The following is a 14,285-nucleotide window of genomic DNA, read 5'->3' on the forward strand; positions in this document are numbered from 1 at the left end:
AGTTTGGATAGTTGGCTTTTTGAGCTAGCTCAAAAAAAAACATCCTTTTTCGAAAACCTATTTGCGAACACTCTGTTCGGACTGCAATCAAACAAAAGCAATCATGAAAAAATTATTCGTTCTAATGCTCGCTTTAGCTACTTCATCAGTGGCTTTCAGTCAGGGAAAAGATGTTGTCGATATTGCGATCGGCTCTGCGGATCACACTACGCTTGTTGCTGCAGTAAAAGCGGCTGACCTAGTTGCCACGCTGAAAGGTGAAGGGCCCTTCACTGTATTTGCGCCAACCAACGCTGCGTTTGCAAAACTTCCGGCAGGCACTGTTGAAAGCTTATTGAAGCCGGAGAACAAAGCACAGTTGGCAAAAATATTAACCTACCATGTAGTACCCGGAAGATTCGATGCTGCTGCCGTTGTGGCCGCTATCAAAAGTGGGAAGGGAAAGGCGGAATTAACAACTGTGAGTGGTGGTAGGCTAGTTGCGTCGATGGAGGGAATGAAGGTGAAATTGACTGACGAATCAGGCAATGCTTCATATGTAACAGCAACTGATCTAAAGGGTACAAATGGCTTTGTTCATGTCATTGATACTGTGGTGTTACCCAAGTAATTTATCCTATTGAGTTGATCAAAAGCCCCCTTTCACGGAGGGCTTTTTTGTTAATTTATTCGAAGCCATCTTACTCCGTTCGCAACTGCTCCACAGGATTCAACTTACTGGTTTGCATCATTTTGTAGCCCACAGCACTTACAACAATCCCAAGAATGATCATGGTTGGCCAAACATAGTGGAGAAGGTCAATGTCGATATGGTAGGCATAGATACTATCAAAAACAGCGTTCATCACCACTGACCCGCCGGTAAGGCCAATGAGGGCGGCGATACCAAGGATCCAATAGATGTCCCTTCCCAGCAGGTGGGTGATCTGCTGCCACGAGGCGCCCATTACTTTCCGAACACCAAACTCCTTCTTTCGCTTTTGTGCGATAAGTGAAATGAGCGTGTACAGCCCAAGAATAGATATAAGAATGGAAATAGTGGCCACTATCGTGCTGATATTGATCATGATAAAGTTGGTTTGCCTCACCTGCTGCATAACGTCTTCCTGAAGAAACCCACCGTAGAGCTCCTGTGGAAACAGCTCATACCATAGGGCTTCCAATTCCCTGTTTTTGTCTGTTGTCAATCCATCCACTTTCAGTGTGGCATAGCTGTAACTTGAAGGAGCTTCAAGGCGCATCATACAAGGCTTTACCTTGTTGTCGAACATGATTTGGCGCAGATTGAAGTTCTCCACTACGCCAATCACAGTGTATTTCTCCCCATTAAATGTGACCGGCTTGTTGAGCGCATCGCCTCCCAGCTGCTCTTCAAGCATTTTGTTGATCACCACTTCTTTCCTGGCCTCGCCTGTGTTGGTCTCACTTTGCGAAAACATTGAGCCATTGATGAGCCTTACTTCCAGTGTTTCAAGGTATCCGGCACCTACACCCAGTTCGGCGACTTCATATTCCTGACCATTGAAACCAATTGAGTGGTTGTTAAAGCTGAACCCAATCAGCGAGCTCGTACCAGCCATTTGCCTGACATCAGTTTGCTGTTTCAGGCGATCTTCTAATGCAGTGTACTGTTGGGGTTGACTCAAAGGAATATTAATCACTCCCCCAAGGTCATAGCCTCTATCGAGCCTTTCCTGATACGATGCGTTGTCGGCGGTGACCAGCAGGCCAAATATATTGTAGAAGCAGAGCGTAAACTGCATTGTAAGCAGTACCGTCATCAGCCTATTCTTACCAGAAAGCACTACTTTGTTTCTGAAGATGGCAAGCGAGGGAAACTTTGAAATGTAGAAAGCAGGGTAGGAACTTGCCATCAGCCCGACACACAACACCAGTACCAAACCAAAGTATACAAAAGTGGTCCATGGAATCTGATCAGGTTGAATGATCTCGTAGCTCATCATGGCATTGTAGCCTGGAATCATATAATAGGTAAGGGCCAGCGCAATCACCACAGCTATCCCTATCATCAGGAAGTTTTCCAGAATGAACTGGGCAATTGTGCTCGTTCTATTTCCTCCCAGCACTTTTCGCACAGCGATCTCTTTGAGGCGGTTGCCCGACAGCGCAATACTGGTGTTGATAAAATTGAAGCAGGCCAAAAGCAAAATACCAATGGCAGAACCCAACGTGCCAGCTACTGCTGCCGGATGCATTTGCGGTACAAAAGCCGAGTTGTGCAACGATGCCTCTAGGGCTGGCCACTCCAGTATATTGTCGAGTCTGTACCCACTGATTTGTAAGTCCTTGTTCGCTTGGTTCTGAACATCCAGGTAAGTATTCATTTGTGACACCGCCCTGGTCATATCGCCTTCAGGTGCGTAAATAAACGTGCCATCGATCCAATTGGACCAGCTATTTTCATCTATTCCATAAAAGTCTGATAAGTGATCAAAGTCGGCAATGACAGACAGCCTGAAGCTCGTATTGTTAGGGAGCTTTGGGAAAACGTCTTTCACAGTCAATAGCCGTTCCTGATGATTTGGCAATATAACCGTCAGCAGTTTGCCAACCGGATAAGGCTCGCCAAAGAACTTCATAGCCGTTTCATCCGACACATAAACTTCACCATGGCTCAGGGCTGGCAATGGTTCGTTGTTGATATTTATCAAATCAAAGTAGCGAATGAAGCCAGGGTCGGTAAAGGACAAGCCTTCCATGAACAGCTTATGTCCGCTTCCGGTGCCAGCCTGGTTCTCAAGCTTCACAGCTATGCGCTCGTCGTGATAGCGAAAGGCTGCTATGCCGACGAGGTTCAGGGCAGGGGCAAGGGCTGCCGGACTGGTACCTACGGTTGACTCACCAATGCGCAGTCCGTTGACTTTATAAAGGGATGTCGCCTCAGGGAAATATTCGTTGAAAGTATCGTTGAACCGATAGTTGAAATACCCGATGGTGCCGATGGAAAGCGCAAGGGCCATACCCAGAATATTGGCTCCTATATAGAATGGATTGTGCTTGAAGGCCCGAATGGAAGTAATAAGGTAATTTCCTGGCAACTGACTGATCCTCACGGCAGGTACGTTTTTGATTACAGATGGACGCATCAGCTTTAGTATCTCTAGCCGGTAAATGCTTCGTGCTCGCTTCAAACCAAAGCTTTCAATGTTTTCTCCAAAAGCCTCTTCCAGGTCTCCCTGAAGCTCTTCGAACAGTTCTTCCCTGCAAAACCATTGTAGCAGCCGGAACCAAAACTTGGGTAAGTGCGGATGACTCATAACAGTTGTGTTGAAGGGACAAGGCTCCACATTTCGTCTCTGAGGGTTTTCATTTCCCTGAGGCTGGCTTTGCCACTCACAGTGAGCGCATAGTAGCGCTTGCGCCGACCGCCACGTTCTTGAGTAGCACCGCCATAGTGGGAGGTAACAAACCCTTTTTCGCTCAATCGTGTGAGAGCTGTGTGCAATGCGCCCCGGCTCAAACGCCTGTTGAGTCTTTCACTGATGTCCTGCTGAATTTTCAGTCCATAAGCATCTTCATCAAGTATCAGTATCGAAAGAAGTATAACCTCTTGTAATTCACCGAGCTGCGTTCCCTTCATAGTATTAGTGTCCTAATTGAAGACTAAATATAAAGACTTATTTGTTTCTTAAATGAAGACATGACAGAATTTTACAATTGATCGGTATCATATGGCCTTTAGATAGAACTTTTGTTTCATTGTTGAGCGGAATAGCGTAGTTTAAGAAGATGAAAAAGGGATTCGCATTTGTTTTGACAATCGGCATCGGTCTGCTTGGTATAGCTGTATTGTACCAGTCAACTTGCCAGTACCTACTCGAAGCAGAGACCCTTTATGATTATGGCTTACCAACAAAGGCTTATGTGATTGGGGAGAGTGTTGTTGAAAAAAGAGACAGAATCGGCACCGGTAGCTACAGAGACTATTTGGAAATAACGCCAGTTTTAACTTTTGAGCATCCGCAAAAGACTGTTATTGATACGGCCCGCCAATTTACTCGGGTGATTTTGAAAGGTAGCACCGACGATCCTTCCGAAGTGCATACCGGTGACACACTCAGCCTTCTTGTAAACCCCACAGTACCTGAAGCCTATATTGTAGCGGGCGAAGCAGACCCCAACAATTGGGTTGGCTTCATTCTTTGGGGTGGGATAGGGGCAGCCCTCATGTTTTGGTTTTACAGGCGGTTCAAAAGCCATTTTCCAAAAGAGGCTGAAACGAGACAACTTTGACAGCATACTAATTATTAACTAAAACATTAGTTTATATTTAACTATATTTTTAGTTTTGAGGAGTCACCACCGTGCTTCCTCATGTATGAATAGATTTCCGGCGCTTGTTCTTTTGCTGTTAGCCTTTAGTTCTTGCAATAGAACGCTGCTGACCAGAAATACGCCTCCATGTAAATTTCGCCTTACTCAACAGGCACTGTTGCTTGCCAACAAAAGGTGGCAGGAGGTAAGCATAGAGGCCAGGAGGTTATCCGACGGTGCAATGCCGACCACAAAAGATTTCAAAGACGTTACCGGCCAATTCAATCCATCTGATCTTGATGACGTAGCCATCTTTGATGCGAAAGGCACCTATGTCTTCGACGAGGGGCCAGTCAAAGCCCGGCCCGAAAGCCCACAGGTGTATGAGAAGGGAACCTGGTGTATTTGCAAAGGAGGGAGCCAGCTCATTCTAACCAACGGCCCAGCAACCACAGTGTATGACATCATCGAGCTAAAGGAAAAGTCTCTTGTACTTCAACTGCATCGAACCAGAGAGGAGCTAGCTGATACTTATCTGCTTACTTACCAACCTTTTTGAGTAGTGGGGCCTAAGCCGAAGTCATAATTTGGAGACCTTCTTTTCAAATGCTGTATCCATCAATTTTGATAAGCAAAACTGATTTATTTTGCTTTTATTCGGGCATTGAATTATCAGATCATTTTAACTAACCAGCATTATGAGAAAATTTATCATTCTATCGTTTTTTGGTGCCCTTTGTTTTCTGCAAGTAAAAGCCCAGGATGTAAGCCTGAAAGGGGGTCTTGGGTACGCCATGCAAAGTGAAAAATTAGGGGTGCTACTTGGAGCCAGGGTAGGCCTCACGCCGAAAATCGATCTAGCAGGAGGTTTTGGGTTGTTCTTTCCTGATACCTATAATAATGGAAACGGAACTAAAGTGAAGTCCAACATATGGATGTTCGACGTGGACGGACACTACAATTTCACACCGGGAGGGGCAGTCAAATTGTATCCTTTGGTGGGGATAAACTTCACAACCGGAAAAGTAAAAGTCAATGACACCAAAACGACCAACACTGAAGTAGGTCTGAACATGGGTGGCGGCTTGGCTTATTCCTTCACGAGCAAGATTGACGGATTCTTTGAGATCAAATATATCCTGGGCAATGCAGACCAGGGCATGTTGGGATTTGGCGTGTTCTATAAGTTATAATAGTTCGCAGGGAGGATGGCCGGTCTGCATTGGGAGACCGGCTGTTCTTATTTGTGTCATGCTAACCACAATTGCAACTTCGCAATTCAGCTCTGCGGCTCCTATTTTTTTAAAACAGAGACATCGTACTGTTTAAGCTTTTCCGGTTTCGGGACCAAATCAGTGTGCAGCGAAGCCATTTCGTAGTCCGCAGGTTGACAGAGAGAAAGCTTCTGCCAGAAGGAAAATTCCCTCGCACAGGGAAGAGCGGCAGTCAGACAACCCTTCTCAGTTGGTCATTTTCTTGCGCTCTTCAATTATTAAAGGGATATCTCTTATATTGTCCTTCCGGTTAACTCTCACGCACAATGAACCACTACTTCGAAACATTTTTTAGTTATGTGGAACAGATTCTTACCATGCCTGAAAGTGACAAGGAGCAATGCAGACAGTATTTTACCCCGCTTTGGGTGCCAAAAGATACCATACTTGAAGAAGCTGGAAAAGTGCCCAAATACCACAATTTCATCGTGTCGGGCTATATGAGGAATTTCCGGCTTGATGAAAAAGGGGAAGAAGTAACAGTCGACCTGAACGATGGCCCAAGGTTTTTCACTTCTTATTTTCACTTTGCTAACCAAACCGTTTCCAACGAGAGCCTTCATTGTATCACCGACTGCGAGCTGCTTAGAATCACCAAGGAAGGTTTTGACATCACGGTGGCCACTGGTTTGACCGCAAAAGACTACGCTTTATTACTTTTTCAGAAGCTCATGGAAGAAGACAAGCAAAGAACGACTGACCTTGCTACCCTCAGCGCCGAGCAGCGCTACCTCAAGCTGGTTGACGAAAGGCCAAACATTCCAAAAAACGTCCCGCTCAAATACATCTCCTCTTACCTGGGCATCAAGCCCGAGAGCCTGAGTCGCATCAGGCGGGAGTTGCTTTCCTAACAATTGTTAAGTGTGCTTGCTTTTTGGTCAGCTATTATTGTCTGGTCAAAAAAACTCAATATGAAAGTACAGAATCATTCCGCAGTAACGAAGGCTGTGGATCTTGCCGCAAAGTCGTGGTTTGTAGTGGCGGTAATAGGGCAAATGATCTTTGCCTGTTACGTGCTCATGCTCTACTGGAAGTCGGCGGCTCTCGGTGACTTTGAAAGGTGGAATAGCGCCACAGGACACTTCTACATCAAGGGCGACCTGTTGGGTAATACCATCTTTGGCTTACATGTAGCCCTGGCAGCCATCATCACCATTTTAGGTCCTATGCAGCTCGTTCCAAAGGTTCGCAGCTATGCGCCCAGGTTTCACAGAGCTAGTGGACGCATTTACATTGCCTCTGCCTTTATTATCAGCCTGGCAGGCCTGTACCTCAGCTGGATAAAAGGGTCTGTTGGAGGGCTGGAAGGTTCTGTGGTTATCACCATGAATGCTGTAATTATTATGATTTGCGCCTTTTTTGCCGTGAAAAATGCTATTCGCAGAAACATCGCTTCACACAATCAATGGGCAGTACATTTATTCCTGGCAATGAGTGGCGTTTGGCTGTTCCGGGTATTCCTGATGTTGTGGATCATGGCATGGAGAGCACCTGTAGGTTTTGACCCCGAAACTTTCACCGGGCCATTCTTGAACTTTCTTGGCTTCATGGTCTACGTCTTTCCGCAAGCCATTGTGGCTTTCTATTTTTTGGCTAAAAAGTCACAGGTGTCCGCAACAAAATGGGCGTTTTCCGGCCTCGTTTTTTTGATCACTATAGGCACTGCCCTGGGCATTGTCGCAGCTACCATTGGGTTGTGGGTGCCAAGGATGTAGGTGTAGAAAGGGAGGCGTTTACTCAACTGAACCTGTTGATTAAAGGGGTTACTCTAGCCAGCACCACAAGAGTAACCTCTTTTTCTCAACGGGAAACAATCATTCTCTTTAAATATTTTACTATTATTACCTACCAAAATCATTTTTGAGAAAGGCTCCGATCCACATTCCCGCTTTTAGTCAATACTTAAAAAAGCCCAAACATGAAAAGCCTGGTCGCATTGTTATTGATGATCCTGATAGCTGTATCAACGTATGGGCAAGACATAACAGGACAGTGGAATGGTATCCTGAAAGTGCAGGGAATACAATTAAGGGTTGTGTTTAATATCAACAAGGTTGGAGATGGCTACCGATCCACAATGGACAGTCCCGACCAGGGGGCCAGAGGAATACCCGTTACCACCACAAGTTTTGAAAATGCCACTTTGAAACTTATCGTCGCAAATGCTGGAATTGTGTATGAAGGCGAGTTAGGCAGCGACGGTGTGGTGGTTGGAAACTTCAAGCAAGCTGGTCAATCTTTTGCCATGAATCTATCAAAGGATATCGTTGAAAAGGAAAGGGTTGTTAGACCACAAGAGCCAATAAAGCCCTATCCCTACCACTCCGAGGACATCACGTTTGAGAATAAGAAAGCAGGCATTTTCCTGGCGGGGACACTGACGCTACCTAAAGAGGCTGGCCTGTTCCCCGTGGCTATCTTAATAAGCGGCAGTGGTCCGCAAAACAGGGATGAGGAGCTGGCAGGGCATAAACCGTTTCTAGTTCTATCCGATTACTTAACAAGAAATGGTATTGCCGTGTTGCGTTTTGACGACAGAGGAACTGCTTCGTCGCAAGGAGATTTTAAATCCGCTACCAGTGCGGATTTTGCCACGGACGTGGAAGCAGCTATCGACTATTTGAAAGCACGAAAGGAAATAAACAAGCGTAAAATAGGGCTAATTGGTCATAGCGAGGGAGGGCTCATAGCACCAATGGTGGCTGCCCGCTCCAAAGACGTCGCTTTCATCGTACTTTTGGCTGGAACTGGCATCCCAGGCGATCAGCTACTTTTGGCACAACAGCAACTGATTGGGAAAGCATCGGGGCTTAACGATGACGTTTTGCAGAAGAACCAGTCAATCAGCAAAAAGGCATTTGAGATGGTGGCCAGCGCTACCAACACCGAACAGCTAAAAACAAACCTAACGAACTACCTCAGCAGCGCTCTGAAAGAAAGCGGAAGCGGCGCATTGCCGCAGGGCATGAATGTGGATGACTTTGTGAACTTGCAGGTGAGTCAGCTGGTAAGTCCCTGGATGCAGTATTTTATCAAGTATGATCCGGCACCGGCCCTGGAAAAGGTAAAATGTCCTGTTTTGGCGCTCAATGGAGAAAACGACTTGCAGGTGCCACCAAAGGAGAACCTGGAAGCCATTAAAAAAGCATTAAACAAAGGAGGAAATAAGAAGGCGACGATCAAGGAGTTGCCTGGCCTGAATCATCTGTTTCAGGAAAGCAAAACGGGCTCCCTGGCCGAATACGCCGTCATAGAGCAAACCTTTTCTCCCATGGCCCTGACGGAGGTATCCGATTGGATAGTGGGACAAACGAAATAGGAGTGCTCAGAGGAACGTGCCAAATAAAAGATTTACTCTAGCCATTACCGCAAGAGTAACCTCTTTAATTGGTTGGCAGGCAAGCGCAATAGCCGGAAGGGAGCTTTGACAGCTTCGCATTTATCCTACCCGAAGCTCAGGTGGCACCGCTTCAGAGGCCGCTCAAAAAATAGTTGATTCGCAGCGCTTTGCTCCTGGGAATTAATGATCATATTCGATCCAACGAATGCCGAACGAGGACTACCCATTCGTTGTCCTTTCATCTATGAAAATCAGGTTTCTTGCGCCGACGGTGCTGATTGGTTATTTGTTACTTGGATTATCATCCTGCCATCTTCTAACACCTGATGAGGTCTTGCCCGGACTCGAGGCATATGCACCCAAAACAGACGTACAGGCATACGAAGTAGTCTCCATTTTTGTCAAAGACACAAAGCTCTCACAAGCACATTACACTGGTCAGTTTGGCTCGGAGGACATAACAATTGGCCGGGCAAACGATACATTGCTCATTGCCATGGTGCCGAATATTGCCGGAACATTTAGCCTGAAAGCTACTGTCGAAGGGAAGTTGCTTGACCTAGAGATGAAGGTAACTGCGGCGTCAGAAGTAACTGAGCCGGCGGTGTATCTCGATGAATTTGTGAAACAGGCCAATTTTGGCCAGCTGGAAGCTTCCCTCGATGCCCAGATAGCGGCAGGCACCAAAAGCAGAGAAGCCGCTGACGCCACTCTAAAGGCCCTGCAGCAGGCACAGGCCGAAACCCTGCAAATGTTACAGCAGGCTACCGCCGAGGAAATAAAGGAAGCCGCCAGCTTTATTGCTGTCAACCGCTACCTTTTCGATGAAATTGAGTCGTCTTTGGCTGAACTTCGATTGGCCGAAGGCTCGAACGGAGGAAGAGTGATGGTGGATGCCGCAACCAGGCAAAAACTCCTCACTTTAACCTTTGCGTTGGCCAAAATTGGTGCCGTGGTAGGCGGCCCGGCCCTTGTGATGGTAGAGCTGGGGGCGCTCATTCCGGGCGGCGTGGTGGGTACCAAACTGTGGGCCTCTGCCGGAGCCACTTTAGGCATCGCCATCTTTCGCAACCAGATCATTAAACAAAAAGAAATTGCCGTCCAGGCGGTGCTCGACCTTTTTGACGATAGCATGGTGGCCGTTCAGAAAAGCTTAACGGCTGAATTTCAGCGGACAGCACAAGAGACTTTTGAAAACGGTCAGCTACGCAAGGTAAATGTGAACCTGCGCATGCGCAACCTGCAACCTTCCGACCTCAATTCAGAGGTGAGCCTGTATCGAAATTTTGTACTGGCCTACAACATACTTACCGAGTTTTGGAACAGCTATATGGCCGAATTCGGGAACTTCCCAGCTATGCTGCCTCTAAAGGAGAGCACGCTTACGCCAGCTTTTCAGAACATGAGCCTTCACGTGGTCGACAATGCTGATGTGACTGGATCTTTGCAATGGGTAGATGGACAGTATATGGCAGTGTTTACGAGTAATGTTGACGCTGACCAGGATTTTACTGCCCGTTTTACTTATACCGAAGATTACATTGACCCCATTGAGTGGGACGTAGATAGTCATCTGAAGGTAATCGATTGTGGCGAAGGTATTTCCACGGCGCCTGTTATTACCGGCGTATCCTTCAGCTGTGGATACCCCGATGGTAGCAATAGTGATAAAATTGCTATACTGATTTCTTTTACCGCCGATGGCCCCGGCATCATTGCCTATGATGGTTTTGGTTACTGCGAGCTAGCTGATGCCTGTTATCCCACCCGGTTGTATTTTCTGGACTCTCCCGCATCTACCTGGCAAATCGCAGCCAATGGTTACGATGCCGAACTGGTTTCTGGAACCATCAATGCAGGAGTGGTTGCCATTACCATCAAAACCTGTCAGGAAGGCAAGTCGGCCCGGCAGTCGCTTGATGCTAACTATCCCGGTTATCAATGGAAAGTGCAGCTAATCAATAAGTGCAACCAACGCTCAGCCGAAGTCGGCATGTAGAGCAATAAAAGAATCCCTGCAAGTTGACCTATGCTTTTTTAAAGAGTGGAAGGGTAGACTTGAGTGATGTCATGTTTATGGGAGAATTGTGGGAATAGCCTTATTCGATGAATAACGTGTCGTGATAATAAAAAAGAGGCTGTTTCATTCAGCCTCTTTTTTATTGACTTAGACAGCCTCTTTATTCACTTCTTAAGTACTTCACCGGGTTGATGTACACCGCCTTGATGGTTCTGTAAAGTATAGTGAGCAGGGTAATCAATACAACCGCTAAAATAGGAACCACAAAAAGGACAGGAGAAATGGTTACCTGATAAGCAAACGTGTCAAGCCAGCCGCTCATGAAGTAGTAGCCAATTGGCAGTGCCACGAGCGCAGACACGCTGATAAGCCAGATGAAATTTTGACTCACCAGCCAAACGATATGTGACGATTTTGCTCCCAACACCTTTCTAATACCAATCTCCTTCGTTTTGCGCTCGACGATGAAGGTGACCATTCCCAGCATTCCCAGGCAGCTAATCAACACAGCCAGCACAGCAAATGCTTTGAACATGGTGCTGAGCCTTTCCTCGCCCTGATACTGGTTTTCGAATGACTCATCGACAAAATTGTAGTTGATAGTGTTCTTCTGGTCAAATTTAGCCCAGGTCTGCTCCACAAAGGCTATTGTTTCTGAAAGGTTTACCGGGTTTATTTTGAGAGAAATCCTGCGGTAATTATCATTCTTAACCATGATCATGGGGCCTATTTCGCTGTGAAGCGATTCAAAGTGGAAGTCCTTCATGACGCCGATAATTTTTCCGTCGGTGCCACCATAGTTCATCGAACGGTTGATGGCGTCTTCTGCGCTGGGGAAGCCCATTGCCTTTGCCGCAGCCTCGTTGACGATAAAATAACCAATTGAATCGGAGTCCATATACCTTTCGAAGTCGTTTCCTGCGGCCATTTCTATTCCGTAGGTAGTGATGAAATTTTCATCGGCAACGATATAGGGCAGTCTGAAATTCACAGGTGTAAGCGAATCGCCGAGAAAGATGCTTGCTCCCTGAGAGTCGAGCAGGTTACCTGTCGGAATCCGAGACACAAAAGTGGCGTGTATGATGTTCTGATTGGCAAGCAGTTCATTTCGGAAAGCGTCCTTTTTACCATATATATCGTTCGATAGCGAAACATCCAGCACGCTTTCTTTGTCGAAGCCAGGGTCAGAGTTGAATATAAATCCCATTTGTGCGTTGAGTACCGCCAGCGAGAAAATAATAGCGATAGTGACCACATACTGGAACGTAACCAGTACGGAACGGAAGTTCACTTTACCAGTTCTGAAAGTCGATTCTCCTTTAAGAGAGCGGATGGTGTCCAGCCCCGAAAGGTAAATGGCGGGATAAATACCAGCCAGCATGGCCACCAGGGCCAATAAACCGAATACACTCAAAAATAGGCCAAAATCCTGGAGGAAATTGATCGATAGCTGCTTATCCATAAAGGCATTCACCGATGGCAAGGCAATGGTGGCCAGGCCGACCGCAAGAGGAAACGAAATCAATGTGAGTATGACCGACTCAGTAAGAAACTGGCTGATCAGCGAGCCTCTTGAAGCGCCAATTGATTTACGAACGCCGATTTCCTTCATCCTGCGGGTGTAACGGGAGGTAGCCAGGTTCATATAGTTGATGCAAGCCACCACGATGAGTAGAACACCGATCACAGAGAATATCACCACCTGCGACATGCTGCCATTGTTTTCTATCTCCCCAGAAATGTTGGAGGTTAGGTGAATGTCGGTGAGTGGTTGCAGCACCAGTCCGTAGTAGTTGTGGGCTTTTACCCCTCTGATATCGGCAATGTGCTTGTCGAAAAAAGCATCTCCGCCAGCCTCTACTGCGGTGGCCGCCTCCGCATCGTTGAGTCTTACGTAAGTCAGGTAGTTGTAATTCCCCGTTACATTATTAATGGCATCTGGGTTATTGACGAAATTTTCATAAATGGCAAAAGGGGCCAGGTAGTCGAAATGAAAATGCTGCTGACGGGGCATATTCTCCATCACCCCGGTGATTTGGAGCGATAGTCCGGCACCTCTGGCTTCAATTTTCACATTCTTGCCAACAATGTCCTGCTCTCTCCAGTCGTTGCCAAAAATTCTGATGGCAGCATCTTCCGAGATAACCATAGAAGTCTCGTTGCTGAAGGCCGACTCTTTGTTTCCCTGCAAAAAAGGGAAGGTGAAAATATCAAAAACGTCAGGGTCGGCAAACACGACCTGCTCACCAGGCAGTCTTTTATCACCATAAATAACGTCCGGGAAAGCCCAGGGAAAGAAACGGGTGGCATGAGTCACCTCTGGAAAGTCTTCCTTAATGCGGGGGCCGTGACCAGCGGAAGCGAACGCCCAATGACGGGACAGTGTCTCACCGTCGCCCGAGAAGTTCTTAATCGTTATTCTGAAAATCTCATCTGCATGTTCATGGTTGCGGTCGTAGCTAAGTTCGTCTTTCACAAACAAAGCGATGAGAATAAAGGCAGCCATGCCGGTGGAAAGCCCCAGCAGGTTAATAGCGGTACTCACCTTGTATTTGGTGAGGTTGCGCAGTCCGATTTTGATGTAATTCTTAATCATATCCAATTTATTGTTGAGTTTCAAAAAGGGGAGAAACGGCTTGATCAGTGAGGGCCGCATCATACCAGCCACCTGCCTCACAAACCAAAAGTCGGCCATTAGCTTGCTCACTGCTGGCTCATGGAATTGATATTCCTCTTCCAGGTCACCAAGTATATCCTCGGCAAAGTCGGCATGACAGAACCAAAGAAACCATTTGGTGGCCCAGTTGGGTGGGTAATATTTTGTTTTTCTATCTTCCACTGACCTTCAAATCAAATACAGCACCTGGTATGGCATCCCAAAGGCTCATTCTTGTTTCTTTATAGTGCTCCAGGGCTTTCACACCAAAAGGAGTGATCTTGAAATAGCGCTTTCTCTTGCCGCCTCTTACAGCAGTCGCTTCGCCAAACTCGGAGGCCAGGTAGCCCTTGGCTTCCATTCTGCGAAGGGCTGTTTGCATAGCACCCGTACTTACTTTGCGTTTCATCCGCATTTCAATTTCTTGTTTGATGTTGACACCATAGGCATCTTCATTCAAGATGGCCACGGTTAACAACACAACCTCTTCAAATTCGCCCAATTGATAATTATTCATAAGATTTGCCTTTAATGTCCTAAATGTATATAAAATAGAAAGGCATAAAAACCCTAAATGTATATTTAATATATGGCTAGACGTTAAAAGAAGAATTGGGTTGCAGCTTTTGTGTAAAAAGATAAGGGCTACGAGTTGATTGCTGCCTTCAACTTTAAAACTTCATCTGCCTCGTCGTGAAGATTTAAATTTTATAGGAAGGA

12 protein-coding genes are annotated in these 14,285 nt (G+C 46.5%); 8 read left to right on the top strand and 4 right to left on the bottom strand.

Annotated features, from left to right (window positions below; translation table 11 throughout):
* Window positions 1–103 precede the first annotated feature (103 nt).
* Window positions 104–610: a fasciclin domain-containing protein gene (locus tag RIF36_RS13590; protein ID WP_350119329.1), complete on the top strand. Its 507-nt coding sequence runs from the start codon at window positions 104–106 to the stop codon at window positions 608–610.
* Window positions 611–680: 70 nt separating this feature from the next.
* Here RIF36_RS13590 and RIF36_RS13595 read toward each other — a convergent pair whose 3' ends face one another.
* Together RIF36_RS13595 and RIF36_RS13600 are read right to left on the bottom strand one after the other, a co-directional pair.
* The gene (locus RIF36_RS13595) at window positions 681–3,278 is read right to left on the bottom strand and encodes an FtsX-like permease family protein (protein ID WP_350119332.1); all 2,598 of its coding nucleotides are present in this window, start codon (window positions 3,276–3,278) and stop codon (window positions 681–683) included.
* Window positions 3,275–3,601: a PadR family transcriptional regulator gene (locus tag RIF36_RS13600; RefSeq protein ID WP_151996749.1), complete on the bottom strand. Its 327-nt coding sequence runs from the start codon at window positions 3,599–3,601 to the stop codon at window positions 3,275–3,277. The genes RIF36_RS13595 and RIF36_RS13600 overlap by 4 nt, the downstream gene beginning before the upstream one ends.
* 149 nt (window positions 3,602–3,750) lie before the next feature.
* Between RIF36_RS13600 and RIF36_RS13605 the strand changes: the two genes are divergently transcribed.
* The 7 genes from RIF36_RS13605 to RIF36_RS13635 all read left to right on the top strand — a co-directional run bounded on the left by RIF36_RS13605 (window position 3,751) and on the right by RIF36_RS13635 (window position 10,888).
* The gene (locus RIF36_RS13605) at window positions 3,751–4,254 is read left to right on the top strand and encodes a hypothetical protein (RefSeq protein WP_350119335.1); all 504 of its coding nucleotides are present in this window, start codon (window positions 3,751–3,753) and stop codon (window positions 4,252–4,254) included.
* Between the two features lie 85 nt (window positions 4,255–4,339).
* Window positions 4,340–4,834: a hypothetical protein gene (locus tag RIF36_RS13610; protein WP_350119338.1), complete on the top strand. Its 495-nt coding sequence runs from the start codon at window positions 4,340–4,342 to the stop codon at window positions 4,832–4,834.
* A gap of 139 nt (window positions 4,835–4,973) precedes the next feature.
* The gene (locus RIF36_RS13615; RefSeq protein ID WP_350119341.1) at window positions 4,974–5,468 is read left to right on the top strand and encodes an outer membrane beta-barrel protein; all 495 of its coding nucleotides are present in this window, start codon (window positions 4,974–4,976) and stop codon (window positions 5,466–5,468) included.
* Between the two features lie 347 nt (window positions 5,469–5,815).
* Complete coding sequence (locus RIF36_RS13620) at window positions 5,816–6,400, top strand: Crp/Fnr family transcriptional regulator (RefSeq protein WP_350119344.1); 585 nt, start codon at window positions 5,816–5,818, stop codon at window positions 6,398–6,400.
* Between the two features lie 60 nt (window positions 6,401–6,460).
* A complete protein-coding gene (locus RIF36_RS13625) occupies window positions 6,461–7,264 on the top strand; it encodes a DUF2306 domain-containing protein (RefSeq protein ID WP_350119347.1) in 804 nt (267 codons plus the stop codon).
* A 203-nt stretch (window positions 7,265–7,467) separates the two neighbouring features.
* Entirely contained in the window at window positions 7,468–8,868 is a 1,401-nt protein-coding gene (locus RIF36_RS13630; RefSeq protein ID WP_350119350.1) for an alpha/beta hydrolase family protein, read from the top strand.
* A 226-nt stretch (window positions 8,869–9,094) separates the two neighbouring features.
* On the top strand, window positions 9,095–10,888 hold the full coding sequence (locus RIF36_RS13635; RefSeq protein WP_350119353.1) for a hypothetical protein: 1,794 nt from the start codon (window positions 9,095–9,097) through the stop codon (window positions 10,886–10,888).
* 181 nt (window positions 10,889–11,069) lie between these two features.
* Here the strand turns inward: RIF36_RS13635 and RIF36_RS13640 are convergent, their stop codons facing one another.
* Both RIF36_RS13640 and RIF36_RS13645 read right to left on the bottom strand, forming a co-directional pair.
* Window positions 11,070–13,748, bottom strand: coding sequence for an ABC transporter permease (locus RIF36_RS13640; protein WP_350119356.1), 2,679 nt, complete (start codon window positions 13,746–13,748; stop codon window positions 11,070–11,072).
* Window positions 13,738–14,082 carry a PadR family transcriptional regulator gene (locus RIF36_RS13645; RefSeq protein WP_350088223.1) on the bottom strand — a complete coding sequence of 115 codons (345 nt, stop codon included), beginning with the start codon at window positions 14,080–14,082 and terminating at the stop codon, window positions 13,738–13,740. Before RIF36_RS13645 ends, RIF36_RS13640 begins: the two co-directional genes overlap by 11 nt.
* Window positions 14,083–14,285: the final 203 nt, after the last annotated feature.

Origin of the sequence: Imperialibacter sp. (assembly GCF_040222815.1) — a bacterium.
Lineage (GTDB): Bacteria > Bacteroidota > Bacteroidia > Cytophagales > Cyclobacteriaceae > Imperialibacter.

Coding starts and splice junctions, on each gene's coding strand:
- RIF36_RS13590 (WP_350119329.1), top strand. CDS start 104: ATGAAAAAATTATTCGTTCTAATGCTCGCTTTAGCTACTTCATCAGTG.
- RIF36_RS13595 (WP_350119332.1), bottom strand. CDS start 3,278: ATGAGTCATCCGCACTTACCCAAGTTTTGGTTCCGGCTGCTACAATGG.
- RIF36_RS13600 (WP_151996749.1), bottom strand. CDS start 3,601: ATGAAGGGAACGCAGCTCGGTGAATTACAAGAGGTTATACTTCTTTCG.
- RIF36_RS13605 (WP_350119335.1), top strand. CDS start 3,751: ATGAAAAAGGGATTCGCATTTGTTTTGACAATCGGCATCGGTCTGCTT.
- RIF36_RS13610 (WP_350119338.1), top strand. CDS start 4,340: ATGAATAGATTTCCGGCGCTTGTTCTTTTGCTGTTAGCCTTTAGTTCT.
- RIF36_RS13615 (WP_350119341.1), top strand. CDS start 4,974: ATGAGAAAATTTATCATTCTATCGTTTTTTGGTGCCCTTTGTTTTCTG.
- RIF36_RS13620 (WP_350119344.1), top strand. CDS start 5,816: ATGAACCACTACTTCGAAACATTTTTTAGTTATGTGGAACAGATTCTT.
- RIF36_RS13625 (WP_350119347.1), top strand. CDS start 6,461: ATGAAAGTACAGAATCATTCCGCAGTAACGAAGGCTGTGGATCTTGCC.
- RIF36_RS13630 (WP_350119350.1), top strand. CDS start 7,468: ATGAAAAGCCTGGTCGCATTGTTATTGATGATCCTGATAGCTGTATCA.
- RIF36_RS13635 (WP_350119353.1), top strand. CDS start 9,095: ATGCCGAACGAGGACTACCCATTCGTTGTCCTTTCATCTATGAAAATC.
- RIF36_RS13645 (WP_350088223.1), bottom strand. CDS start 14,082: ATGAATAATTATCAATTGGGCGAATTTGAAGAGGTTGTGTTGTTAACC.